The 23,570-nt window shown below is 60.4% G+C and carries 23 protein-coding genes; 7 read left to right on the plus strand and 16 right to left on the minus strand.

The window, feature by feature from the left end; all coding sequences use genetic code 11:
• Positions 1–143 precede the first annotated feature (143 nt).
• A complete protein-coding gene (locus Q1B40_RS20870; protein ID WP_299818909.1) occupies positions 144–962 on the plus strand; it encodes a response regulator in 819 nt (272 codons plus the stop codon).
• A gap of 98 nt (positions 963–1,060) precedes the next feature.
• On the opposite strand, the gene infC is transcribed toward Q1B40_RS20870, so the two are convergent.
• Positions 1,061–1,600 (minus strand): translation initiation factor IF-3, encoded by a 540-nt coding sequence (infC, locus tag Q1B40_RS20875; protein ID WP_299819142.1) that lies wholly within the window; start codon positions 1,598–1,600, stop codon positions 1,061–1,063.
• A 387-nt stretch (positions 1,601–1,987) separates the two neighbouring features.
• On the opposite strand from infC, the gene Q1B40_RS20880 reads away from it, so the two are divergent.
• On the plus strand, positions 1,988–2,473 hold the full coding sequence (locus Q1B40_RS20880; protein ID WP_299818912.1) for a translation initiation factor IF-3: 486 nt from the start codon (positions 1,988–1,990) through the stop codon (positions 2,471–2,473).
• A 4-nt stretch (positions 2,474–2,477) separates the two neighbouring features.
• Here Q1B40_RS20880 and Q1B40_RS20885 read toward each other — a convergent pair whose 3' ends face one another.
• The 3 genes from Q1B40_RS20885 to Q1B40_RS20895 all read right to left on the minus strand — a co-directional run bounded on the left by Q1B40_RS20885 (position 2,478) and on the right by Q1B40_RS20895 (position 4,287).
• Entirely contained in the window at positions 2,478–2,852 is a 375-nt protein-coding gene (locus Q1B40_RS20885) for a YkvA family protein (RefSeq protein WP_299818916.1), read from the minus strand.
• A gap of 91 nt (positions 2,853–2,943) precedes the next feature.
• On the minus strand, positions 2,944–3,192 hold the full coding sequence (locus tag Q1B40_RS20890; RefSeq protein WP_299818919.1) for a hypothetical protein: 249 nt from the start codon (positions 3,190–3,192) through the stop codon (positions 2,944–2,946).
• Between the two features lie 96 nt (positions 3,193–3,288).
• Positions 3,289–4,287: a PRC-barrel domain-containing protein gene (locus tag Q1B40_RS20895; RefSeq protein ID WP_299818922.1), complete on the minus strand. Its 999-nt coding sequence runs from the start codon at positions 4,285–4,287 to the stop codon at positions 3,289–3,291.
• A gap of 247 nt (positions 4,288–4,534) precedes the next feature.
• On the opposite strand from Q1B40_RS20895, the gene Q1B40_RS20900 reads away from it, so the two are divergent.
• Complete coding sequence (locus Q1B40_RS20900; protein ID WP_299818925.1) at positions 4,535–4,786, plus strand: YMGG-like glycine zipper-containing protein; 252 nt, start codon at positions 4,535–4,537, stop codon at positions 4,784–4,786.
• A gap of 109 nt (positions 4,787–4,895) precedes the next feature.
• Here Q1B40_RS20900 and Q1B40_RS20905 read toward each other — a convergent pair whose 3' ends face one another.
• The 3 genes from Q1B40_RS20905 to Q1B40_RS20915 form a co-directional block, all read right to left on the minus strand.
• Entirely contained in the window at positions 4,896–5,060 is a 165-nt protein-coding gene (locus tag Q1B40_RS20905) for a hypothetical protein (RefSeq protein WP_299818928.1), read from the minus strand.
• A 237-nt stretch (positions 5,061–5,297) separates the two neighbouring features.
• A complete protein-coding gene (locus Q1B40_RS20910; RefSeq protein ID WP_299818931.1) occupies positions 5,298–5,894 on the minus strand; it encodes an exopolysaccharide biosynthesis protein in 597 nt (198 codons plus the stop codon).
• Positions 5,895–5,947: 53 nt separating this feature from the next.
• Complete coding sequence (locus Q1B40_RS20915; protein ID WP_299818934.1) at positions 5,948–6,403, minus strand: host attachment family protein; 456 nt, start codon at positions 6,401–6,403, stop codon at positions 5,948–5,950.
• Between the two features lie 274 nt (positions 6,404–6,677).
• Between Q1B40_RS20915 and Q1B40_RS20920 the strand changes: the two genes are divergently transcribed.
• Positions 6,678–7,175: an MgtC/SapB family protein gene (locus Q1B40_RS20920; protein WP_299818938.1), complete on the plus strand. Its 498-nt coding sequence runs from the start codon at positions 6,678–6,680 to the stop codon at positions 7,173–7,175.
• Positions 7,176–7,229: 54 nt separating this feature from the next.
• Here Q1B40_RS20920 and Q1B40_RS20925 read toward each other — a convergent pair whose 3' ends face one another.
• Positions 7,230–8,918 (minus strand): acyl-CoA dehydrogenase family protein, encoded by a 1,689-nt coding sequence (locus Q1B40_RS20925; RefSeq protein WP_299818940.1) that lies wholly within the window; start codon positions 8,916–8,918, stop codon positions 7,230–7,232.
• 162 nt (positions 8,919–9,080) lie between these two features.
• Between Q1B40_RS20925 and Q1B40_RS20930 the strand changes: the two genes are divergently transcribed.
• Positions 9,081–9,971 carry a YihY/virulence factor BrkB family protein gene (locus tag Q1B40_RS20930; RefSeq protein WP_299818943.1) on the plus strand — a complete coding sequence of 297 codons (891 nt, stop codon included), beginning with the start codon at positions 9,081–9,083 and terminating at the stop codon, positions 9,969–9,971.
• Between the two features lie 21 nt (positions 9,972–9,992).
• Here the strand turns inward: Q1B40_RS20930 and Q1B40_RS20935 are convergent, their stop codons facing one another.
• Positions 9,993–10,868, minus strand: coding sequence for a DMT family transporter (locus Q1B40_RS20935; protein ID WP_299818945.1), 876 nt, complete (start codon positions 10,866–10,868; stop codon positions 9,993–9,995).
• Positions 10,869–11,047: 179 nt separating this feature from the next.
• Between Q1B40_RS20935 and Q1B40_RS20940 the strand changes: the two genes are divergently transcribed.
• Together Q1B40_RS20940 and Q1B40_RS20945 are read left to right on the plus strand one after the other, a co-directional pair.
• Positions 11,048–13,012, plus strand: coding sequence for a methyl-accepting chemotaxis protein (locus Q1B40_RS20940; protein ID WP_299818948.1), 1,965 nt, complete (start codon positions 11,048–11,050; stop codon positions 13,010–13,012).
• 132 nt (positions 13,013–13,144) lie between these two features.
• On the plus strand, positions 13,145–14,329 hold the full coding sequence (locus Q1B40_RS20945) for an FAD-dependent oxidoreductase (RefSeq protein ID WP_299818951.1): 1,185 nt from the start codon (positions 13,145–13,147) through the stop codon (positions 14,327–14,329).
• A gap of 39 nt (positions 14,330–14,368) precedes the next feature.
• On the opposite strand, the gene Q1B40_RS20950 is transcribed toward Q1B40_RS20945, so the two are convergent.
• From Q1B40_RS20950 to secA, 7 genes are all read right to left on the minus strand, one after another.
• Positions 14,369–15,331 (minus strand): putative nucleotide-diphospho-sugar transferase, encoded by a 963-nt coding sequence (locus Q1B40_RS20950; RefSeq protein ID WP_299818953.1) that lies wholly within the window; start codon positions 15,329–15,331, stop codon positions 14,369–14,371.
• 95 nt (positions 15,332–15,426) lie between these two features.
• Positions 15,427–16,224 (minus strand): alpha/beta fold hydrolase, encoded by a 798-nt coding sequence (locus Q1B40_RS20955; RefSeq protein WP_299818956.1) that lies wholly within the window; start codon positions 16,222–16,224, stop codon positions 15,427–15,429.
• Positions 16,225–16,309: 85 nt separating this feature from the next.
• Positions 16,310–17,500: an adenylate/guanylate cyclase domain-containing protein gene (locus Q1B40_RS20960; protein ID WP_299818958.1), complete on the minus strand. Its 1,191-nt coding sequence runs from the start codon at positions 17,498–17,500 to the stop codon at positions 16,310–16,312.
• A 9-nt stretch (positions 17,501–17,509) separates the two neighbouring features.
• The gene (locus Q1B40_RS20965; protein WP_299818961.1) at positions 17,510–19,078 is read right to left on the minus strand and encodes a glycosyltransferase family 39 protein; all 1,569 of its coding nucleotides are present in this window, start codon (positions 19,076–19,078) and stop codon (positions 17,510–17,512) included.
• Positions 19,079–19,086: 8 nt separating this feature from the next.
• Positions 19,087–19,518 carry a GtrA family protein gene (locus Q1B40_RS20970; protein WP_299818964.1) on the minus strand — a complete coding sequence of 144 codons (432 nt, stop codon included), beginning with the start codon at positions 19,516–19,518 and terminating at the stop codon, positions 19,087–19,089.
• Positions 19,508–20,542: a glycosyltransferase family 2 protein gene (locus Q1B40_RS20975; protein ID WP_299818966.1), complete on the minus strand. Its 1,035-nt coding sequence runs from the start codon at positions 20,540–20,542 to the stop codon at positions 19,508–19,510. Before Q1B40_RS20975 ends, Q1B40_RS20970 begins: the two co-directional genes overlap by 11 nt.
• 111 nt (positions 20,543–20,653) lie before the next feature.
• Positions 20,654–23,422 carry a preprotein translocase subunit SecA gene (gene secA, locus Q1B40_RS20980; RefSeq protein WP_299818969.1) on the minus strand — a complete coding sequence of 923 codons (2,769 nt, stop codon included), beginning with the start codon at positions 23,420–23,422 and terminating at the stop codon, positions 20,654–20,656.
• Positions 23,423–23,570 lie beyond the last annotated feature (148 nt).

Below are 23,570 nucleotides of genomic sequence, written 5' to 3' on the forward strand. Positions count from 1 at the left end.
CGTGTGTTTCCCGAAAGCGCTCCAGGCGATGCCTCTTTTCGGCGGAACCATTTGAAAGCGGAAGAGTTTATCGCCTTTGAGGCGAGTCAGGACTGCTCTTCCTCACTGACGAAAACAAAACCTGATTTATGAACGGAACCAGCATGTCAAAAGTTGCCAGGATTTTGTGCGTCGAAGACGAGGACATGCTCCTTCACGATCTCAAGGAGGAGCTTGAAGACGAAAACTATGAGGTGCTGACGGCGAAGAACGGTCAGGTCGCCCTGGAGGTCCTGGAAAACGAGAAGCCGGACCTGATCATCAGTGACATGATGATGCCGAAACTGGACGGCCCCGGGTTGTTGAAGCATATCAGAGCCAACCGGCCAAGCCTTAACGATGTCCCTGTCATCTTTCTCACCGCCAAGGCAACACGCGACGATCTTATCGACGGCAAGCGGCTGGGTGTGGACGACTATCTGACCAAGCCCGTGGACTATGATCTCCTTCTGGCGACCGTGGAGGCGAATCTCGGTCAGGTGCTGCGTATCAGGAAGCAGAACCAGACCAAGCTTCGACGCATCTACAATGCCATCCAGAAGCAGAGAGCGACCTCTGAGGAATTGCGTGTCAGTTTCATCGCCCAGAACCCGACTTCCGTCCAACCGATCCTAAAGGCGCTCAATGAGCTCGGCTGCGCCGTCTCGGTGATTTCAGAAGATCAGCTGGTGAAACGCAGCTTTTCACTCAACACGACGGATATTCTGTTCATCGTCTACAGCAAGGTCGTTCACTATTATCTCAAGTATGTCACCGATGATATCGGCAAGAACTGGGAGGGCATTTCGGTCCTGCTGGCGCCCCCCAAGCTTTCGGAAGAACAGCGCGCCTGCATCAAGGATGCGGGCATAAGCGACACCATCGAGTATCCCTACCCGCCGATCGAGGTGTTCAAGTTGCTCATGCGCCGGATGAAGACCTGACAGGTCGTCCGGCTGCAGAAACGCGCGGTTGCGACCTGATCCGGGCAATAAAAAACCCCGCCGGAGCGGGGTTTGAAATTTTCGGTCAGCAGCAGGGCCTATTTGATAGGTGCCAGGATCATCACCATCTGACGACCTTCAAGCTTCGGTGAGGCTTCAACCTTGGCAATCTCGGCTGTTTCCTCACGGACCTTGTTCAGGAGATTCATGCCCAGGTCCTGGTGCGCCATTTCGCGGCCGCGGAAGCGGAGCGTGACCTTCACCTTGTCGCCTTCGCCGAAGAAGCGCAGCATGCTTTTCATCTTCACTTCATAATCATGAGTGTCGATGTTCGGGCGCATCTTGATCTCCTTGATCTCGACGACCTTCTGCTTCTTTCGGGTTTCAGCAGCTTTTTTCTGGGCCTGGTATTTGTACCGGCCGTAGTCCAGGATCTTGCAGACTGGCGGATTGGCATGTGGCTGGATTTCTACGAGATCCAACCCTGCTTCCGTTGCGATTTCCATCGCTTCTTCTGTCAGAACAACGCCGCGGTTGGCGCCTTCATGATCAATCAACTGGACTTCGCGAACGCGAATTTCTTGGTTCGTGCGCGGGCCTTCCTTAGTCGGAGGCGGGGCGCGGAATGGACGGCGAATGGTCGCAAACTCCTCTATCGTTTCAACATGGCGCCAGAACAACCCGCAGGTGGGCGGATGTGCCCGATTGCGGAAAAGTTGCCCGGATTAAATGTCCTGAAGCACCTTGTCCGTATCCGCACGGACGCAGGCTACTTTGGGATCTGGCTCTTCGCATACACAAAAACCCCCGGAACTCATGTACCAAGGTGCTTGTTGCGCAAGTCCTAACGCCAGCCCCTAACGTCCTGCCAAACCGTCAAAAAGTCAACTGAAATCGGCGGTTTTCGCGTTTCCCGAAGGTGTTTGGCCGAAAGGAGCGGGTTTGGGGTAAAAGCGTCGCGATTCGACTGAAGCGACCGCTAGCACAGTTGCAAAGCGCAGGATAAGGGATCAAGTAAGGGCAATATGCTCCATTTCAAGGAAGGTCAGGTTTTGGACGGCGGAAAACTTCTGTTTCAACTCCTCAGGATCGTCTGCGGCTTCGTTCTGGCTGTCATAGCCTGTGGGCTGTTTCTTGCGTGGGGCTTTTTTCGCGCGGCTCATCCGGACCAGGATCCGGTCGCCTTTGCCGCCATGGCCGGCTCGGGCCTGGTCGGGGCAAGCGTCATTGGAGGCACGGTCCTCGTGCCTGCCGCCGTTCTGATCGCTGTTGCCGAAGCTGTGCGCTTGCAGGGTTTCATCTTTCATGTCGCCGCAGCCGGAGCCATCGCGTTTCTCGTGTGGACGCTCGGGGCCGGGAGCGGGACAACAGACTGGAGACCGGGGAGCGCCGTTGTGCTGGCCGCAGGATTTCTCGCCGGGGCTGTCTATTGGCTGATCGCCGGCAGGATGTCGGGAGGCTGGCACGGTGTTAAAGACCCGGCCGGCAAAGGGCGGAACCGAAACGCCTGAGCGGTTACAGGTCGCCGTCTTTCAGCGCGTCCCGGGCTGCCTGATAGTGGTCTTCATGCATGTGCACGCGGATCATCGCAATGGCAGCCAGAAGGATCGTGGCATCGTCTCCGAAGCCGATTGCGAGCAGAAAATCCGGCACCGCATCGATGGGCATGACGAAATAGGCCAGCGCGCCGATGAACGATGCGCGCACCTTGACCGGCGTTGCCGGGTCCATCGCACAATAATATCCGGCAACGATATCCTCGATGAAGGGAACCTGACGGATGGCCTTGCGCGCCGTGGCGAGCAGCTTTTTTCGGACGGTTTGTCGTTGTTCTTCTTCAGGTCCCAGAAACTCGGGACCGGACCCCAGGTCCTCGAAAGTCGTATCCATGTCATTTCCCGCGATTGGTTTCCGCCTTTCTTACATAGTGACCAAAGGTTAGACGTTCAACGCCGTGAGCAGGTCGCGCATGGCCGTTACCTCAAAGGGTCGCGGCGTTTTTCTCGTCCGCTTCCTGCAATTCGTCATGTCCGAGCTTTTCCAGCGCAAGATCGATCTCGCGAAGCTGGGAAGAGGTCTGATCCTCGTTCACCATCGGGCTTTCCGTGCCGGCGCGCTGCAGGGCGCGCGCGTCCTGGCGCATGGTGAGAAGGTCGGAAATGCGGTCTTCCTTGCTCCGGGACTCGTCCTTCAGAATCTCGGCGATCTGTCCATTTGTCCGGCTGGTCATTGTCTTTCTCCCTTTATGAGCAATCTCTTGAAATCAGTCGCCTATCAGGCAAGCAAGGGGGCCGGCGTGCCGGCACCCCTATTCCGCCCGAGCGTTTTATTTGACGAGCACGGCATCCGGGTTCATGCGGAACGCCTGTTCATCGTATTCAGGCACGGACTCGAGCTTCTTCTGAGTGACCGACGAATAGATGTGCATCGTGCCGGTTTCATCCTTGTAGATGTCCAGACCGGAGGCGGCGAAGGCTACCTGCTTTTCGCCGAGGCCAAGGAAACCACCGACATCGATCAGGTAGGCTTTCACGTTGTCCTCTTTTGCACCGAGGAGAATGTCGCTGACCTCCCCGAGCTGCTCCTGGTCGGCTCCGACGACGGCCGTTCCGATCAGCTCCTGGACGGAGACGGATGTCTGGTCGACGGAAACCCCGTCTTCGCCTGTCGACTGATTGCCGCCCTGCAGGGCCGGAGCTTCAGCGACGCCGAGGTTGTCTTCAACTTTGCGCTGCGTATCTGCTTGAGCTGCCTCGACAACCGGATCCGCCGCGGGGGCTGTCGACGGCAAGGCGCCGTTCGGGAGCTGAGCAGTCTGGTCGTAATCTTCGGAAATGGCCTGTTCAGGCCCCGCCTTGCCCACGATCAGGTCACGGTCGAATTCGGGCGCATTTTCCAGCTCTTCGCGCGTGCTGTTGATCGTCAGCCAGGTGACGCCGTCGATCTCGGAGAGAGACAGGCGTTCAAAGGATACGGCCACCTGCTTTTCGCCCAGGCCGAGAAATCCACCGACGCCGACAACAACAGCTTCCGCCTTGCCGTCTTCGGACATCACCATGTCGTTCACGTCGCCGACAACTTCAGCGTCATCGCCAAGGCGCGTGTAGATCGATTTGCCGATCAGTGTGGTGGCAAGCACCTGGCTTTCCGAGGTTTCCAGGTAACCGCCGACATTGTAATCGGAGGGTTTGTCGGAAAAGCGCTCGAAAACCGGTGCGGAGCGATCCCCGGTCATGCCTGCGTCTGTTCTGGTGTCACTGGCATAGGCGGCGCCTGCCGCTACTACGGCGGTGAGAGCGGTTGTGGCAAGAAACTTCCGGATCATGATTAGGTATCCCTGTTTGTTCTTTGTGTTCGGGCCGCGCGGTCGGCTCATCCTCAGCGGATAGTGGACCTCGATCGGTCGCCGGATCGGCGCAGCCTGCCAACACAAGGAGAACGTCTCGCGGGAAAAGAAGTTCCGTTGTCCCATCATCGAAACCGGTCGGTCCGGCTCAAGGAAGACGCCGGCATATGGGAACCATTGCGAACTGCTGCCGTTGTGTCCCTGTGCAACAACAAGGGAGATCCAAATGTTGAGAGCCGTTCTTGTCGCGGTTGCCCTGATCGGGTTAACTGCCTGCAACAACACGCAAAAAGGCGCCGTAATCGGCGGAGCCTCGGGTGCGGCCGTTGGCGCTGCCGTATCCGGCAGTACGCAGGGTGCGCTTGTCGGTGGCGCAGTTGGCGCTGCTGCCGGTGCCCTGGTCGGACGGGCGACGGAACCCGGCAAATGTGTCTACAGGGATGCTTACGGCCGCGAATATGTCGCGAACTGCCGGTAAGGTCATACCGGGGACGGGTCGTCCCCGGTATTGAAGAATTTACCCGGCTCGCAGCCTTCATTTAAGGGCCGCGGGCCGGGTAACTGCTGCGCATGAATGGTCTGGGCCGTCAGTACGCGTAGAAAAACAGCACGGCTGCAAGCGCCAGAATCGCTCCGGTCAGGCCGAAACCCAGAACGTAGCGGACCTGATGCGGCTCACGCCCCTGCCTGGCGTCGGTCTTGTTCAGAACGGTCCGGTCTTCCCCATCGGAAGAAGTTTGATGATAGGCCATTTTATTCCTCGCTTGAGATTTGAACGGGCAAACTTCAGGAAGCTTGACGTTTCCACACAGCTCGCAAACGCGTCAGAGCCCCACTCGTTCCGGATTCAATCGCAGCCCGACGCGCCTCGCGGCGGTCGCAGCGTGCAAAAATCCGGTCACGGGTGATGGGAAAGAAGGGCCTGGGGGCATGGGTCGAGTCGAATGGCCAGCGGGGATTCAGGCGTTCAATCGAGACATCAACGCGGGTTAGAAAATCGCCACTGCGGCCCAGACTGCGCCGCCAACCGGCAAGAGGGCAATCAGGGCGTAGAGCCCGTCCCGGGTAATCAGTGCCACGGCAATAAGGCAGACTGCAGCACCGAAGAACGACGAGGAAAACGGCACAAGCTCCATCAGCGGCATGAGTGCGCCGAGGGTCATGCAGGCAAGCGGCAGCAGGTAGCGGAACGGCCGATGGAACAGGAACCGCAGGCGTTTGCGCGAATGATTGTCCAGCCAGGCTGCGATCGGACGCATCTTGGTCATTGCAGCCTTCAGCTTTTCGCCGCTGATGCAGCGGCGGGTCAGCCAGGAGGGCATCCAGATATCTTCCCGGCCCGTCAGCCACTGAGTGGCGATCAGGAAAATCATGATGCCGCAAAGAGACGAGAAAGCCGGAATGCCGCTCAGGGGGGTGACGACGGCAAGCGCCGGTATGAACAGCAGCGGCGCAAATCCGGCCTGGCCGAAGGCGGAGAGGAGATTTCCGACCGAAACCTCCTCGCGCCGGGCCTCGTCCGTCGTGCGGTCGATAATCCCCGTCAGGGACCGGTAACTCTGCTGATCGTCATTCGTATCGCTCAAGCTGGTTGTCTCCGGTCCCTGTCGATGTTCAGAACGTTTCCGCTCGCTCAGGTTCAGGAACCGCCCAGAGCGAGTTTTTCGATCTTGTCCACCGGGTGGTTGGTCAGGTCCTTGTCGATTTCCGCAATGATCCGGTCATTGACCTCCTTGTGCAGTTCCTTGCGGATCTGACCGAGAACGGAGGGGGCGGCGACAAGCACCATTTCCTTGAAGTCACCCTTGTGGGCGCGTTTGTAGAGAATGTCCGCGAGATCGGCAGCGAAGTCGTCTTCCGCAAGCTGATGCCAGTCGGTTTCGCTGACAGCGCTCCGGTGACCTTGCGGCCCGTCGCTCTTGCGACCGGGGCGGTCGGCGGCCTGCTCACGGTTCGGCGGGTTGTCCTGTTCTTCCTTCTTGAAGATCTCGAGGTTCGGGAATTTCTCGTCACCTTCGTTGCGCAGGAAAAGCGCCTTGGCGCCGTCGGCTACCACAACCCAACCGCCATGTTTCAACCGGATCGATTCGCTCATTTCCTATCTCCTCGTAATGTCGGACCACCTGGATGATCAACGGGACTGCGGCCGATCCGTTCCACGCATACCTGTCGGGCAGGACGGGCCGTCTCGGCTCGTTTCGAAGTCGCACCAGGCTAACTGCTTATATCTGGATGATGGAACGATCTTTCAATCGGCTGTCCCGCAGACGTGGCCCTGCAAGCTGTAACCGCGCGGGCAGGAACCATGCGGGCGCTGGGCCGTTTGTCCATAAGCTGACGTCCCAGGCGCGCAAATCCGCGAGTTCACCATGCTTGAACAGATCCAGTCCGAGTTCGACCTCAACTTTCAGGCCCTGCCTGTCTCCATCGTGCTGATGCGCATGATAGCGGCGATCGTGCTGGGCGGGGTCATAGGCTTCGAGCGGGAAGGTCGCGGCAAGGACGCCGGATTGCGCACGCATATGCTGATTGCGCTCGCGTCCTGTCTTTTCCTGCTGATCAGCCAGGAGCTTGCCGCGCTTTCCTTCGGCGGCGATGCGGACAAACAGGTTGATCCGCTGCGCCTGGTCGAAGCGGTGACCGCCGGCGTTGCATTCCTTTCGGCTGGCCTGATCTTCGCACGCAACGGAACGGTCAAGAACGTCACCACGGGCGCGTCCATGTGGCTGTCGGGCGCTATCGGGATGGCGTGCGGCGCAGGTCAGATGGGACTGGCCCTCGTGGCCACCGTGCTTGTGGTGATCGTCCTTGCGGCGGTCGGCTTGCTGGAAAGACGCTTGTCCGGCAAGGACAATCAGGCGAAATGACCGGAACCCGGCGCCACAGCGCAGGGTTCCCCTCGAGTTTCAGTTCCGTGCCTGTCAGGCGTTGCCACGGGTCTCCAGAAGCCGCCGGGCGATCACCTGCGCCTGGATCTCCGCCGCGCCTTCGAAGATGTTCAGGATGCGGGCGTCGCACAGGACTCTGGAAACGGGATACTCCAGCGCGAAGCCGTTGCCGCCGTGGATCTGCAGGGCGTTGTCGGCGGCGGCCCATGCGACGCGTGCGCCAAGAAGCTTTGCCATGCCCGCCTCGAGGTCGCAGCGTTTGCCGGAGTCCTTCTGCCATGAGGAAAAATAGGTGAGCTGGCGAGCTATCATCAGTTCGGTGGTCATGATCGCCAGCTTGTCGGAGACGCGTGGAAACTCGATCAGCGGCTTGCCGAACTGGATGCGTTCTTCCGCGTACCGCAGACCGAGATCGAGCGCGGACTGGGCAACGCCCAGGGCTCTGGCCGCGGTCTGGATGCGGGCGCCCTCAAAGGTCTGCATGAGCTGCTTGAAGCCCTCGCCCTCCACCTGGCCGAGGAGGTTCTCTCCCTTCACCTCAAAGCCGTCGAAGGCAATCTCGTATTCCTTCATGCCGCGATAGCCGAGCACTTCTATCTCGCCGCCGCTCATGCCCTCGGCCGGAAAAGGATCTTCATCCGTGCCGCGCGGCTTTTCCGCGAGGAACATGGAAAGGCCCTTGTAGCCGGCTTCTTCAGGGTTGGTGCGGGCAAGAAGCGTCATGACGTCTGCGCGCACCGGATGGGTGATCCAGGTCTTGTTGCCCGAGACCTTCCAGTTGTCACCGTCCTTTACGGCGCGAGTCTTGAGGGACGCCAGGTCGGAGCCGGTGTTGGGTTCGGTAAAGACAGCCGTGGGCAGGATCTCACCGGAAGCGATTTTCGGCAGCCAGTGCTGCTTCTGGTCTTCCGTGCCGCCGCACAGGATGAGTTCCGCGGCGATCTCGGATCGGGTGCCGAGGGAGCCGACACCGATATAGGCGCGGGACAGTTCCTCGGAGACGACGCACATGGCTTCCTTGCCAAGACCGAGCCCGCCATATTCTTCCGGGATGGTCAGGCCGAATACGCCCAGTTCGGACATCTGGCCGACCACTTCGTATGGGATGTATTCGTTTTTCAGGTGCCATTCATGGGCATGGGGGGCGACGGTATCCTGCGCAAAGCGTCGCATCTCGTTGCGGATCTGCTCCATCGTTTCATCGAGGCCGGGGTCACCGAATGTCGAGTGACCGGCCTGATCGCGGATGAGCTGCGTGATCTCCCGGCGGATGTCAGGCGTGTTGCCTTCCCGGATCAGTGTCTCCACTTCAACTGTGCGAAAAGGTTCGGCCTCGTCGTGGGCAATGCCCAGGTCCGCGAGGCGAACAACTTCCCCCTGGTTCATCGGGATGCCGCCGAAAACCTGTGCCAGATATTCGGCGAACCCGAGCCGGACAATCCTGTCCTCCAGCGTGCCGTAACGGCCTTCCTCCTTGAGACGGCTTGCATAGGCGTCAAGCTGGCGCAGCGAGTCCACATAGGTCGCCAGCCATGCCAGTCCGTGGGTGGCCCGCTGTTCCTCTTCCATGCGCTGCGAGGAGATGCGGTCGTCTTTCGTCACCAGCGCCCGCACCCGCTGCGCTGCAAGATCAAGCAGGCTGTCGAGGGTGGCGACGGCGGCGGCCGTGTGTTCCGACAGGCTCTCCGGCGTTTCTGCCGCCTTTGGGGCTGCAGGGGACATTGGCGTTCTCCGTTTTCATTTGTTGCGTTCGCGCGCTTGTTGTTGAAGCTATGTTGCGTTGCACACCCTGATTTGTCGAGGCGGAATTTCTTCACCTTTTGGAGGGGGCGGATTTTACCCGGGGGCCTTGACTAGACCTTTGGAGCAAGGCCTCATCGAAATATGAGTCTTCGCCTTGCAGCCGTGACGATTTATGCCGTCCTGAAAGACGCAATCGGCCATTTTACCCGTGATGACGGCTTCGCCATGGCCAGTCACGTCGCCCTTTCCGGCCTTCTTGCCATTTTTCCACTGCTGATTTTCATAGCGTCGCTGGCGGCCTTTCTCGGCCTGACCGGGGCGGCCGATACGGTCTCCGATCTCATTTTCGATGCCTGGCCCCAAAGCGTCGCCGCGCCGCTTGCACGTGAAGTCCAGAATGTCCTGACGGTCCGGCGCGGGGACCTTCTGACACTGGGTGCCGTGGCCGCGCTGTGGTTTGCCTCCAACGGCGTGGAGGCGCTGCGCACCGCGCTGAACCGCGCCTACCGGCAGCAGGAACACCGTTCGATTGTCCTGTTGAGGCTGCAGTCCCTCGGACTGGTCCTGCTGGGCGCAGGCATCCTGCTGGCCTACACGTTTCTCGTGGTTCTGGCGCCGCTGGCTCTGGCGGAGCTGGAGACTTACGTGCCGGCGATCGAATCCTTCCTGCTGTCGATCAATCTGGCGAGATACACGCTGGCCGGGTCCCTGCTGATCATCGGACTGTTCATCACCCACTGGCAGCTTCCCTCGGGACACAGGACCTTCAGAGATCTCTGGCCGGGTGTGCTTGCAACCCTGATCATGTGGATTGTCGCCGGCAGTGTCTTTGGTGCCTATCTGGCCCGCTTCGCCAATTACGTGTCCACCTATGGCGGACTGGCCGGCATCATGACCGCGGTGATCTTCCTCTATATCTGCGCACTTGTCTTCATTCTCGGAGGCGAGCTCAACGCGGCGATTTCCCGCCAGCGGCAGTTTGCCCTGCGCAAGAAAGCGCAGGCGGCCTTGCGCGAGGCGAGCGAAAGCTGACAGCGCGATGCTGCGGGCGGATCAGGGTCTTGCAGTAGGCTTGCGGATCGTCAGGACAGCGCTGACGACGAGCGCCATACCGGCAAGCTGGACAATTGTCAGGGTTTCCCCGAAGAGAAAATAACTCTCGACCGCCGTTGCGACAGGCACCAGGTAGAACAGGCTGGCGACCCTCGAGACGGCTCCCTGACGGATGAGCAGCATCAGAAGCAGGATCGCCCCCACGGACAGAACCAGGATCAGCCAGACAAGCGCGAAAATGAATTCACCCGACCAGGTGATGCTCCAGCTTTCGAAAAGGCTTAAGGGGACGGTTACCAGCAGGGCGCCGACATATTGCCAGGCGGTTGCCGCAAGAAGATCCGTGGTTCCCACAAAGCGTTTCTGGTAGACCGTGCCCAGACTGATGGCGAAGACGCCGCCAAGCACGACGGCGATGGTCGCAACCGTGATGCCGGTTCCGCTCAGGTCGAACTTCGGGCCGAGAACCAGGGCCAGGCCGGCAGCACCGATGGCCATGGCAAGCCAGTGTCTTTTCGAGACGGTTTCCCCAAGCATCAGCACCGCCATGAGCGCCGTCAGAACCGGCTGCAGGCCGACGATGATCGACGACAGGCCCGCCGGCATGCCCTGCTTGATCGCCCAGAAGACGCCACCGAGATAAATCCCGTGAACGAGCATTCCGGTGACGATGCAGTGAAAAATTGCAACCGGTGATTTTGGCCAGGATTTCGATAACATTAGGGCCAGAACGATCAGGATCGGCACGACCGCGGCGAATCGGACGGTCAGAAACACCATCGGTTCGACATAGGGCGCGCCCAGTTTCGAACCGATGAATCCGGTGGACCACAACAGAACGAAGATTGCCGGAGCGGATTTGGCGAGGAATTTCAAACTTTGCCTCAAAAAGAGAGAGAATGCCCGGAAATTGGGCAGTTTTGCGGATGGAAGGGTAGGAAGTCATTAACTGGAAATTGTTGATTTTCCTAGACTCTGTGGACTGATTACTCAGGTGTTAGGGGCATACGCTGGTGACTGTCGGGACTCAACCATCACTTCAAATTCTGTCGAGATTGTCGGTCAAAGTCAGAATTCTCTCGCTCAGCCTATTCACGATTGTCGGCCTTCTGGCAATAGGGGCCGTGTTTTTCTGGAGCCAGAACGAGGTGGATACCGCTTTTACCCGCATGGGTGGAAGCGCAACCCTGGCCGAGCAGGTCGCGGAACTTTCCGATGTCGGAGGCTCCCTGCTGGCAGTTGAGGAGCGTTACCTTATCGCGCCTTCACCGGGCGGGGTCGAGGCCTTCGAGGCGAAACTCGCGCAGGCCAATATGGTTCTGGAAGGCATTTCCGCCAACCCGGTTGCCGCGGTCCAGTCAGTCCAGATCGCGGACGTTAGGGACACGCTGGAAGGTACCGGGGGTGCGTTCGAAATGCTTGACGCGGTCCAGCAGAAGATCGGTTACGACAGCACTCAGGGGTATCTGGCGAAACTGAATGAAACCGCCGGGGCCGTGAAGCTCCGTCTGCAGGAAGAAATGAAATTCGGTGGTGGTCCGGACTTCGAGAAACTGGCACGCGCCATCCTTGCCGTTCAGCTCGCGGAAAAGGAATACACCCTGAACAACACACCTCAGTCGGTGGAGATGTTCGGAGCCGAGTTCATGGTGTTCGAGAAGCTTCTGAAAAAGGTCTATATCTCCGACGCCATCAAGAAGGAGCTCGCCGACAACATGGCCGCCTACAAGGCCACGTTCGACGAATACACCGCCGCAATGTCCGAAAAGGCCGAGTATACAGCTCTGTTGGAAAGCCTGTTCGAACTGGTCCCGCCGCATATCGCCACCTTGAACGCGGCCGCTCGTCTAATCCAGTCACAAGCCGACAAGCAGCTGGCAGCCGCCCGTTTCATCGCCGCCGTCGCAATCGGCGGTACGATACTGCTCCTGCTGGTTCTGCTCCCCGCCATCGCTCTCCTGATCGGACAGTCGATTGCCCGGCCGCTGTCCCGACTGCAGGCGGCGATGGAGAAGCTGGCGGATGGACACACCGACCTCGACCTTCCCGAGGTCGCGGGAAATACGGAACTGGCTTCGATGAGCCGAACCGTCCAGGTGTTCCGCGACAACGCGCTTGAACGCATCCAGCTCGCGGAGGCGCAGGCCTCCGAATACAGCAAGCGCGAGGAACGCGTTGTCCGGCTCGACAAGCTGATCGGCAGCTTCGAGGGAACCGTCTCCCAGGCACTCAACAGTCTGGACAGAGCGAATGATGAACTGCGGCAAACCTCGAAATCCATGGAACAGTCGGCGGATGATGTTGCGGATCAGTCCGACGAAGCGGCAACTGCTGTGAAGACCGCCGCGCAAAACGTCACATCTGCGGCCCAATCCGCGGAAGAACTTGCCGCATCCATCGCGGAAATCGCCGGGCAGGCGAACAGGTCGACGGAAGTTGCCAAACAGGCCGTCGCGAGCGCGACCTCAACCGTTGCCACCATGCAGAAGCTTTCCGGCGCAGCAGACCGGATCGGTGAAGTCATGGGTCTCATCCGGGACATTGCCAGCCAGACCAATCTCCTGGCGTTGAATGCGACCATTGAAGCCGCCCGCGCAGGCGAGGCCGGCAAGGGGTTCGCCGTGGTGGCGGCAGAAGTCAAGCAGCTCGCCGACCAGACATCTCAGGCAACCGAGGAAATCGCAACCCAGATCGAGGCGATCCAGGGATCTTCCGGCGAGGCGGTTCAGGCCATCGAGGATGTGAACCGTATCATTTCGGACATGGAAGGGCTGGCATCCGCCGTGGCTTCGGCCGTCGAGCAGCAGGATGAGGCGGTTCACGCGATCTCCGAGAACGTTTCCAGTGCCTCCGCCCGTTCGGAAGAGGGCGCCGAGCGCATGGAAGCGGTCGGTTCCGCCGCCAGCCTGGCGCGCAGCAACAGCTCGGAAGTCGAGTTGCTTGCCGAATCTCTCGGCGAGCAGGGCGTTCTGATCCGCGAGGAAGTCGCCCGCTTCCTGCAGGATGTGCGCAGCGCCTGACCGGCAGGTCGGGCGGCGGTCCTTTCGGATACGCCCTCGCGGCAATTCGCCCTTCTGGCGGGTTGCCGGACTTCATGTTAGGCCATACGCAGATATCGGTGCGAAAAGCCAGGCATGAAGAGGTCGGACGGAATGCAGGAAGAAATCGTCATCATCGGTGCGGGGCAGGCGGGTGCGCAGGTTGCCCAATCCTTGCGTCAGGGCGGATTTGAAGGACCGCTGCGCCTGATCGGTGACGAGCCGTATCTTCCCTACCAGAGACCGCCGCTTTCAAAGAAGTTTCTGGCCGGAGAAATCGAAACGGACGGCCTCTTGCTGCGCCCTCCGGCGTTTTTCGCCGCCAACGACATCGATCTTATTCCCGACACGAGGGTCGCCGCGATTGACCGGAAGTCGAAACGCCTGCGGCTGGAGAACGGCGACACGCTGCCTTACGGCAAGCTCGTTCTGGCGACGGGGACCCGTGCGCGCTCGCTGCCCATCAAGGGCGCCGACAAGCAGGGCGTCCTGACGCTGCGCTCGATCGCCGATGTCGATGTCATCCGCAAAAGGCTGGAGACCTGCACGCGGGTCGCGATCATCGGTGCCGGTTATATCGGCCTGGAAGTGGCCGCGGTGGCCAAGGGACTGGGCAAGGACGTGAGCGTTATCGAAGCCCAGGACCGTCCGATGAAACGTGTGGTGAGCGAGACCGTATCCGCCTTTTTCGCCGACCTGCACAGCTCGAAGGGCATAGATCTTCGCCTCAACACGGGTATCGAGGCAATCGAAGGCAACGGCGACGCCACGGGTGTCAGGCTGGCGACAGGGGAAACAGTCCCGGCAGGTCTCGTGCTGATGGCCGTCGGCGCGGAGCCGAACGACAGCCTCGCGGAGGAGGCCGGTGTGGAGACCGACAACGGCATTCTGGTGGACGGTTCGGGCCAGACCAGCGACCCGGACATCTATGCGGCAGGCGACTGCACACGGTTCTATTCCAACCGCTACAAGCGGTCCGTGCGGATGGAGAGCGTGCAGAACGCGATCGATCAGGCCAAGATTGTGGCGCAGGCCCTGGTGGGCCAGGACGTCGACTACGATCCGCTGCCCTGGTTCTGGTCCGACCAGTATGACATCAAGCTGCAGATCGCCGGGCTTTCGGACGGCTATGACGACACGGTCGTCGTCGGTTCGACGGAAGACCGGAAATTCTATGTCGCCTATCTGAAGGCCGGACAGCTTATCGCCGTCGACAGCATCAACGCGCCGCGTTCCCACATGATGGCTCGCCGGGTTATCGGGGAAACCTGGCGCGAGGGATTGCTGCCGGAGGCCTGATTTCCGTCCTGGTTCGGCCGGTCCGGCTGTTTGCCGGAGTTATTCCACCTGACCGAATTTTTCCAGAAAGTGGGCCGTCATCTCTTTGTTGCGGTCATATTGATGGACGATCGCATAGGGCTGCCTGTCCGATGTCATCACCACACCGTCTTCAAACACGGGAACTGACTCCGCGGGCATGCAGAAGCTTTCTACCTTCGGGCTGACATTCGCGCTCACCGCATGCAGCAGCCAGGGAACCTGCCAGTTCACCTTGGCCGTCTTTTCCTTCCAGCCGGCGAATGTCAGAAGCTGGTTGAAGGCGGCCTGATCACCGCTTCGTTTGGTCTGGTCGAAATAGTAGACGGCGAGCATGAAATCCATCATCGCGTCATATCGGCCGGCGAAATATCCGGCGCAGCAGACCGGAAGGTTCTCGACGCGTTCCAGTGCATGGTGACCGTAGGTTTTCAGGACATTCCGGCGGTTCCACGGGTCCTGATGCGTAATGCTTTCCTCACCGACCACCAGGTCCTTGTCCGGGGTCAGGTTGTTCTCCATCCAGCTGAACGGATCACTCTGGAAAACCACGTCCCTGCTGTCGGAGAAGGCGACGAAGCGAATGGGCTCGCCGAGAGCCTCCAGGTGTTTTCTGACCAGATGTCCGGCGTGAAAGAAACGCCGGTCATAGATCTTGTCCTTGAACCTGAGGAGACGCTTGTTCCAGGTCCAGCGCCTGTCGGAGTAAAGCCTGCCCGCGTCGGTCCGATCCGCGATTTCTTCGTTGAGCTGCGAATAGGAGTAGCGCCGCTTCTTTTCGTCGTGATCAAAGGTAATAACAATCGACCCCATATGGGTCATGTATTCGACCAGGGCCTCGCTGACGTCATAGGCGACAGCGACGGTGCGTCCCTTGTATCCCGCCGCCTTCAGGGAATTGTACCAGACCGCCAGGTCCTTCGGTTGATATCCTGATACGGCAGTGACGATCACGTCGCGCGGCAAAGCGGTGTTGAGCGACATTTTTACTCCGAAAAATTGCGAGCGGTTCTGCTGCCGCCGAAACAGGGTAGTCGAAACTGGCTGGCATCCTGCCTACTCCAGTCGCGGAATGAATGCTACCGCACGCCGCTGTTCAGAAGAATGAGCCGGGTGACTTCCCTGGGAATTTCCAGGTGCACCATGTGGCCGACTCGTTCGAAGATGTGCGTGGCCACCATGCCGGGCAGCTTGTGAGCCTGGCGGGTGGGAAGAACCCGGTCCTGGGTGCCCCAGACGACCCTGATGGGCAGGGGCAGGGCTGCGAGTTCGTCCCTGGGCAGGGTCTTTTGCACATTGCCGTCGATGATCTCGTCGGCGATGGCCTGCAGCGTTGCGGCGGCGCCCGGCCGGGCGCGGCTTTCGGCGGCGGTTTTTGCCAGGAATTTCGGCAGCTTGAATTCCCAGCCGAAAAACTGCTCCAGCAGGGTTTCCATTTCAGCCGCATCCGTTGCCGCGGCGTAGCGGCGCAGGAGGCGGTGGTTGATTTCCGGTCCGAAGCCGCCCGGAGCCAGCAGCGTGAGGCTCGCAACGATTTCTGGGGATCTCAAGGCGATCAGCGCGGCGATGGCTCCGCCCATGGAGTGACCGACCAGATGCACCTGGGTCAGACCGAGTGCCTCCAGGGAGTGCGACACGGCCTTGGCGGCGAGACCGGCATTGCCGATCCTCGGCCAGTCGAGAGCTTCTCCATGACCGGGGAGGTCGAAGGCGATGGACCTTTTTTGCGGGGCGAGACCGGTCTGGATGTTCAGCCAGGTCTGGCGATCACCGCCGAAGCCATGCAAAAGGACAACGGGCGCGCCCGTATCGTCTCCGCCGGCCTCCTGGTCCCGGAAGGGCAGATGCGTCGGGGTGGCTGGGCGGATGTCGGTCATGTCGTTCCGGTACTTTTGAATTGGCGGGTGGGTCCGGCATCGGCGCCGCGAAGGGTGAGAATAGCTTTTTAGGGAAGCGGGCGGCTTATTCCAAGGCGAAAAGAGGTTGCGGGGCGGCGAAACCGCTCAGCGCGAAATCACCGACAGGGCGCGCTCTTGCGCCGGTGCGCCTGGCGACATCGGCGGTCATGAGAACATCCACGCCCACGGTTTTGGTTAGGCTTTCGATCCGCGCGGCGGCATGTACGGTCTGGCCGATGACGGAGAAGGTCATTCGGTGCGGAACGCCGATGTTGCCGAACATCACCGTTCCGACGGAAAGAGCGATGCCGGCTTTCAGCGGCTGCGCGGATGCCGGCTCCGCGTTGACGGACTTCAGCCGCTTGCGCGTTGTATCCGCGGCGGCGATGGCTTGCTCCACGGCGGTTTCCAGGCTCTGCTCACCGATCGGGAAGACGCCAAGGACAGCGTCGCCGATGAAATCCAGCACCTCGCCGCCGTTGTCCAGTATCGCGCCTGCAGTGGCCTGAAAATAGGTGTTGAGCCAGGACAGATAGGCATCGGGACCCAGGTGTTCGGCGATGGCCGTGGAGTTGCGCATGTCGCTGTAGAAAATCACGGCATCTATGGTTTCCCCATCGCCATGACGGATCTGGCCGGCAAGCACCTTGCCGCCGGCGATCTTGCCCAGATAGGTTTCGGCGATGGTGCGGCTGATCTGGCTCTGCAGGGTGGCACGGGCGGCAAGGGCCAGCCGTTTTTGAATATAGGTGATGGCGGCCAGTGCTTCGTCGGTGAAACCGTTCTCCTCACGGGTCGCCCAGGTCACCACGATGCCAGAAGTGGAGACTTCCTCGCGTATCGTCGGCAATTCGAAGGCAGTGACCATGACCATGTAGTCGCTGTAACCACGCTCGCTAAGGCTGGCGAGCAAGGGAAAATCGAACGGTGCGTTGCTGTTGGCCAGACGCCGCCGCATCACCGGTTCGCCGCTCATGAGGATCGAGCGGATCGGGCTGGTGAGCCAGTCTTCGCTTTCCTCCTGGAAATGACCGATCTGTTCATGCTGGACGTCGGCGCCGTTTTCCCAACAAACGGTTTCCGCCTCGATCAGTGGGTGCAGCGTCGACCAGCCCAACAAAGCCCGGTCGATTGGCACATGACATTGGCGGAGCCTTTCGCACATTTCGGCGAACATCGCCGCCATGTCCGGCGATCCGAGGGCCTGGCCGATAAGCCAATCCTCGACCCCGTCGATGTCCTTCATACTGATCATGGTGTGAAGTTAGTTATCTTTCGCATCCGATTCCAGACAGTCCGAGCCGGCAGATACACAGGAAACGGGCTGAAGCGCGACTTCGCCGGGCGGGATGATCACCCAATTGATGATTTCTTCCGGAATTCCGGCGGAGGACCGGTAGGGGAAAGTTTTTCGGCCGCTGCGCACCGCATCCGGATAATAGCGCAGTATCTCGCGGGCGGGACGCTCGCTGTCGCCGCGCCAGACGATCATCAGTCCTCGGGCCTGAACGTCTTCCATGTCGATCCACGGGCTGAGGCGTGCATCATGCAGGTAGAACATCGAGGGCCGGCCGGGCACGTAAATCGTGACATTTGCCGCCGACCACATGTCGCCGGCGACATAGGCCAGGTCCGTGCCCGTTTCCGACTTCCAGATCGAGGCCAGATGACCGGCAATGTCCCGCCCGGGGTAATGGATGCGCGTCTGCTTGTGTTTCCAGTGCGGTTCCAGAACAGCCTGTCCGATCAGGACGGCAAGGAAAATCGCCTGGATCGCGACAGCGGCGGCAAGCGCACGGCGGGAGTGGGGCCAGAGCTCCGGCAGCGCGAGAAACCTGATGGCGAGCATGCCTGAAAGCAGGAACATCGGCATGCCCCACATATGCTCGAATTCGTTGCCCGTCACCGCGGAGGCAGCCAGCACGACGGCAAGGGGCACGAAAGCGAACCAGAGGAGAAACCTGTCTCCGGGAGGTGGCAGGGTGCGCGTCGCCTGCCGGAGGCCGGTCCTGACGGCTCTCATGCCGCTCCAGCCGAGGCCGACCAGGACCACAAGGAAGAGCCCGACATGATTGCCGATCTGGGCGGCAAGAAAGTTCAGAGGATTGAGAATGTGGTCGAGGAACGAGGTGGCCGGATTGCTGCGGTCGGCGGCATATTGAAAGGTCAGGAAATCCGTTTCCAGGAGCCAGCGGACATGCGGAACGAGCAATGCCGCGCAGACCAGGGCACAGAGCCAGGGACCGGCCGACAGGAGGTGCCGGCGTGCATCCGCGAAGACCAGCGTGTAGAGGCCGATCGTTCCGATCAGGAGCAGTACGAAATATTTGGTGTAGAGCCCGAATGCCGCGAAGACCCCGAGGACGATCCAGTCCAGCAGGCGTCCTTTTGCCAGAGCCCTGTGAAAGAACAGCATCATGCCCGCCCAGACCGGGATCTGAAGCACATTCGGATTGAACTCGGGCAAGGGTAGTGTGAAGTAGAATGTCACGCTGGTCAGGACGATTGCCCAGAATGCCTGCCAGGGAGAAAAACCGAGGCGGCGGGCGAGCTGCCAGATGAACAGATAGGTGAGTGCGGCGCTGAGCGCGCTCAACCAGTAGCCGCCGGCATGATGGCCGCCGGTGAGACGGTAGGTCATTTCCAGCAGCCAGGCCTGCATGGGCGGGTGCTTGGTGTAGCCGAGCGCAAGCTCCCGGCCCCAGGCAAACCCTTCGACCACATCCAGCGGCGGACCCGGAAAGGTGAGTGACGGGATCAGTGCGTAGAGCAGGCAGATTACGCTGCCATACAGGAAGGCGGCGCGGGTCGCGGAGGGGGTATGAAAGGCCATTGCGGTGCTCAGGTCTCGGCCACTCTGTGGGAGAACGCCCACAGACGGGCGCCCAGAAAGGAAAGTGCCGGCACGATCGCGATGGAGAACAACAGGCCGACGAGATCCGGCCAGGGGGTCAGTTCGAGCCAGAGCGCCAGGACGACCGAATTGAGCATAAACCCGGACAGGGCGATCACCAGGAACCGGGTCATGCTTGCAAGCGCCGCGCCCTTGCGGCGCAGATGCGAAAAGCTCCAGAAATAGTGACCGCTGAAGGATACGCCGAAAGCGACGAGGAACCCGCAGATATTGGCTGGAAAGGCGGACAGTGTGCCGGTCTCCAGAAGGACAGTGGCGACACCGGCGTGGGTAAGAGTGGCCAGAATGCCGACAACGGCGAATTTTCCAACGGCCGCCGTCTCGGTCCGGATCTTCCGATGTCTTGCGTCAGTTTCCATCCGGGACCTGCTCCGCCTCACCGGACGCGCCGGCCGCGTCCCCCTCGATGACGTCCTGAAGGATATAGACCGGCCGCTGTTTTGCCTCGTTGAAGAGACGGGCGATATATTCCCCGATCATGCCGATGGACAGGAGCTGGACTCCGGAGAAAAACAGCAGCGCGACCATCAGCGACGCATAGCCGGGCACATCGATGCCGGAAACAATGACATGCAGGATCAGGTAGAAGGCATAGGCAAATGCGGCAAGCGACACGAAGGCGCCGCCGTAAAACCAGACCCTTAGAGGCAGGGTGGTAAATCCGGTCAGGCCGTCGAGAGCGAAATTCCACAGTTTCCAGTAATTGAACTTGCCCGTCCCCGCCTTGCGCGGCGGGCGTTCGTAGGGCAGCGCCATCGCCGGAAACCCGACCCAGGCGAACAAGCCCTTCATGAAGCGGTTGCGTTCGGGCAGTCTCAGAAGCGCATCGATGACGGCGCGGTCGATGAGTCGGAAATCACCGGCATTCGCGGGCATCTCGATATTGGCCAGCCGGTCGAACAACCGGTAGAACATGCCCGCGGTCGAGCGCTTCATGAGCGTATCTGAAGAGCGGTCGACCCTGAGGCCGTAGACGACGTCATAGCCGGCACGCCAGCCTTCCAGCATCTGGAGGATCAGCTCAGGCGGATCCTGAAGGTCGGCATCGATGATGACGGCGATGTCGCCCTTTGCGGCTTCCAGGCCCGCGGACAGGGCGGCTTCCTTGCCGAAATTCCGCGACAGACCCAGCAGGCGTCCCGGCAAGCCGTCCTTCAGCCTCTGCGCAAGAATGGCGGCCGTCGCATCGCGGCTGCCGTCGTCGATGAAGACATACTCGTATTTCAGCCCGCTCCGCTCCAGCACCGGCCGGGTCGCGTCGAGAAAATGAAGGATGACGTCTTCTTCGTTGAAGACCGGAACGATGACGCTGAGCAGTGGCGTGGCGGAGCGTGACCCTTGCCGTCTCGAGACGTAGATGTTCGAAGCTTCTGCTGCTTGCATGACAGGCTCCCGGGTCCTCACGACTCTAGGGCGTAAACTGACGGAAAATCATGAAAAAGGCCAGCCTCGAAGAATCGGACCGGCCTGTTTCAGTTCGGATGTGGTTGCGGTCTACACCAGTGCCCCGTGGCAATGCTTGTACTTCTTGCCGGAGCCGCACGGACAGACCTCGTTGCGGCCAACCTTGCCCCAGGTGTCGGGATTGTTGGGGTCGCGCTGGCTCGAAGCCGTCAGGCGGGCATCCGCCGCAGCCATTTCATCTTCCCCTGTCAGAGGGTCGATGTGATGGGCGTGCATTTCCGGTTCGGCCGGCATCTGCGGCGGCTGTTCGGTGACCAGTTCCACACGCAGCAATTGCGCGGTGGTTATTTGGCGGAGCTGCGTCAGCATGGATTCGAACAGGGTGAAGGCTTCCGTCTTGTATTCCTGCAAGGGGTCGCGCTGGGCATAGCCGCGGAACCCGACCACCGACCGCAGGTGATCCAGGTTGGCGAGATGTTCACGCCACAGGTTGTCCAGGGTCTGCAACAGGATCGCCTTTTCCACCTGGCGCATGATGTCCGGGGTGTATTTGGCGACCTTCTGCGCCATGGCGCCGTCGGCGGCCTTGCGGAGCCGGTTCTTGACCTCTTCCTCGGCAATGCCTTCCTCGGCCGCCCAGTCCTTGACCGGCAGATCGAGGTTCAGGTACTTGCGGACTTCTTCCTGAAGGCCTTCCGTATCCCATTGTTCGGGGTAGGCGCGCTCGGGAATGTGGTTCGCCACCAGATCGTCGATCACGTCGTGGCGCATGTCCGCCACCGCGTCCTGAATTGCCTCGCTGTCCATGAGTTCGATGCGCTGGTCGAAAACCACCTTGCGCTGGTCGTTCATCACGTCATCGAATTTCAGCAGGTTCTTGCGGATGTCGAAGTTGCGTGCCTCGACCTTCTGCTGGGCTTTTTCCAAAGCCTTGTTGATCCAGGGATGGATGATCGCCTCGCCTTCTTCAAGGCCGAGCTTCTGAAGCATGGAGTCCATGCGCTCGGAGCCGAAGATGCGCATCAGGTCGTCCTGCAGCGACAGGAAGAACTTCGAATGGCCGGGATCGCCCTGACGTCCGGAACGGCCGCGCAACTGGTTGTCGATGCGCCGGCTTTCGTGGCGCTCCGTACCGATCACGTAGAGACCGCCGGCCTGCAGGGCCTTCTGTTTCAGGGTTTCCACATCGGCGCGGATCTTCTCTTCAGCAGCCGTGCGCTCCGGACCCTCGGGCATGTCCGCGAGTTCCATCGCGATCTGCATGTCCGCGTTGCCGCCGAGCTGAATGTCGGTGCCTCGGCCGGCCATGTTGGTCGCGATCGTGACGGCGCCCGGCAGGCCGGCCTGCGCCACGATGAAGGCTTCCTGTTCGTGGTAGCGGGCGTTGAGGACCGCAAACACCTTGGACTTTCCGTCGTCGGTCTTCTGGGCTTCGGCAAAGGCGACGGGATCGCTCAGGTCGATCTGCGTGTAGCCATGCTTTTTCAGAAGGTCGGCGAGGCGTTCCGACTTTTCAATCGACGTCGTGCCCACCAGAACCGGCTGGCCGCGTTCCTTGCATTCGTCGATCAGCTTGGCAATGGCCTGGAATTTTTCCTCTACCGTGCGGTAGACCTCGTCGTCGTCGTCGACGCGGCTGACCGGCATGTTCGTCGGGATCTCGACGACTTCCAGTTTGTAGATGTCCGCGAATTCATCCGCTTCGGTCGAGGCGGTTCCGGTCATGCCGGCAAGCTTGTCGTACATGCGGAAATAATTCTGGAAGGTGATGGAGGCCAGCGTCTGGTTTTCCGGCTGGATCTGGACTTTTTCCCGGGCTTCCAGCGCCTGGTGCAGGCCCTCGGAGAACCGGCGTCCCGGCATCATGCGGCCGGTAAACTCGTCGATAATGACGACTTCGTTGTTGCGGACGATGTAGTCCTTGTCCCGCTGGAACAGCTTGTGGGCCTTCAGCGCCTGCTGCAGATGGTGGACAATGGCGACGTTTTCCACGTCATACAGCGAGTTGCCCTTCAGAAGTTCAGCGTCCCGCAGCAGGTTTTCCAGCTTCTCGTTGCCGGCTTCGGTAAAGCTGGCGGAGCGCTGTTTTTCGTCCAGTTCGTAATCCTCGGCGGTCAGTTGAGGGATCAGCGTGTCGACCGAGTTGTAGAATTCGGAGCGGTCCTCGAGCGGACCGGAGATGATCAGCGGCGTGCGGGCCTCATCGACCAGGATCGAGTCGACTTCATCGACGATCGCATAGTTATGCCCGCGCTGAACCATCGACCCGCGGTCGTGTTTCATGTTGTCGCGCAGATAATCGAAGCCGAACTCGTTGTTGGTGCCGTAGGTGACGTCTGCGGCATAGGCCGCGCGGCGCTCCTCGTCCGACAGGCCGTGGGTGATGCAGCCGACCGTGAGACCAAGGAACCTGTAGACCTGCCCCATCCACTCGCTGTCGCGCTGGGCCAGATAATCGTTCACCGTGACCACATGAACGCCCTTGCCCGCAAGAGCGTTCAGATAGACCGGCGCGGTTGCGACGAGGGTCTTGCCCTCACCCGTCCTCATTTCCGAGATCTGACCGGAGTTCAGAACCATGCCGCCAATGAGCTGCACGTCATAGTGCCGCTGCCCGAGCGCGCGGTGCGCAGCCTCGCGAACCGTTGCGAAGGCGGGGACTAGAAGGTCCTCGATATCCGCGCCGTTCCGTATCTGCGTCCGGAATTCGGCCGTCCGGGCCTTCAGTGCGTCGTCCGACAGGCCCTGAAGTTCCGGCTCGAGCGCATTGATCTGCTCGACCCTGGTCCGAAATGTCTTAATCTTCCGGTCGTTCGCAGAACCGAAAATCTTACGTGCTAAAGCGCCAAGGCCAGCCATGTGGCGGTCCTTCCCTGAAAGGCGGCGCCAATGGCAATCCGGCGCCTGCCCATGAAATCGTCTCAATTGCTGTCCACGTTGCCGACAAGCGCAACGCGCTGGCCGGTCACCGCGGCCGAAAAGATGCCTTCCCGGCCCACGAGCCGGA

Origin of the sequence: uncultured Roseibium sp. (genome assembly GCF_947496995.1) — a bacterium.
In the GTDB taxonomy this organism is placed as follows: Bacteria; Pseudomonadota; Alphaproteobacteria; order Rhizobiales; family Stappiaceae; genus Roseibium.

Coding starts and splice junctions, on each gene's coding strand:
- Q1B40_RS20870 (WP_299818909.1), top strand. CDS start 144: ATGTCAAAAGTTGCCAGGATTTTGTGCGTCGAAGACGAGGACATGCTC.
- Q1B40_RS20880 (WP_299818912.1), top strand. CDS start 1,988: ATGCTCCATTTCAAGGAAGGTCAGGTTTTGGACGGCGGAAAACTTCTG.
- Q1B40_RS20885 (WP_299818916.1), bottom strand. CDS start 2,852: ATGGATACGACTTTCGAGGACCTGGGGTCCGGTCCCGAGTTTCTGGGA.
- Q1B40_RS20890 (WP_299818919.1), bottom strand. CDS start 3,192: ATGACCAGCCGGACAAATGGACAGATCGCCGAGATTCTGAAGGACGAG.
- Q1B40_RS20895 (WP_299818922.1), bottom strand. CDS start 4,287: ATGATCCGGAAGTTTCTTGCCACAACCGCTCTCACCGCCGTAGTAGCG.
- Q1B40_RS20900 (WP_299818925.1), top strand. CDS start 4,535: ATGTTGAGAGCCGTTCTTGTCGCGGTTGCCCTGATCGGGTTAACTGCC.
- Q1B40_RS20905 (WP_299818928.1), bottom strand. CDS start 5,060: ATGGCCTATCATCAAACTTCTTCCGATGGGGAAGACCGGACCGTTCTG.
- Q1B40_RS20915 (WP_299818934.1), bottom strand. CDS start 6,403: ATGAGCGAATCGATCCGGTTGAAACATGGCGGTTGGGTTGTGGTAGCC.
- Q1B40_RS20920 (WP_299818938.1), top strand. CDS start 6,678: ATGCTTGAACAGATCCAGTCCGAGTTCGACCTCAACTTTCAGGCCCTG.
- Q1B40_RS20925 (WP_299818940.1), bottom strand. CDS start 8,918: ATGTCCCCTGCAGCCCCAAAGGCGGCAGAAACGCCGGAGAGCCTGTCG.
- Q1B40_RS20930 (WP_299818943.1), top strand. CDS start 9,081: ATGAGTCTTCGCCTTGCAGCCGTGACGATTTATGCCGTCCTGAAAGAC.
- Q1B40_RS20945 (WP_299818951.1), top strand. CDS start 13,145: ATGCAGGAAGAAATCGTCATCATCGGTGCGGGGCAGGCGGGTGCGCAG.
- Q1B40_RS20950 (WP_299818953.1), bottom strand. CDS start 15,331: ATGTCGCTCAACACCGCTTTGCCGCGCGACGTGATCGTCACTGCCGTA.
- Q1B40_RS20955 (WP_299818956.1), bottom strand. CDS start 16,224: ATGACCGACATCCGCCCAGCCACCCCGACGCATCTGCCCTTCCGGGAC.
- Q1B40_RS20960 (WP_299818958.1), bottom strand. CDS start 17,500: ATGATCAGTATGAAGGACATCGACGGGGTCGAGGATTGGCTTATCGGC.
- Q1B40_RS20965 (WP_299818961.1), bottom strand. CDS start 19,078: ATGGCCTTTCATACCCCCTCCGCGACCCGCGCCGCCTTCCTGTATGGC.
- Q1B40_RS20970 (WP_299818964.1), bottom strand. CDS start 19,518: ATGGAAACTGACGCAAGACATCGGAAGATCCGGACCGAGACGGCGGCC.
- Q1B40_RS20975 (WP_299818966.1), bottom strand. CDS start 20,542: ATGCAAGCAGCAGAAGCTTCGAACATCTACGTCTCGAGACGGCAAGGG.
- secA (WP_299818969.1), bottom strand. CDS start 23,422: ATGGCTGGCCTTGGCGCTTTAGCACGTAAGATTTTCGGTTCTGCGAAC.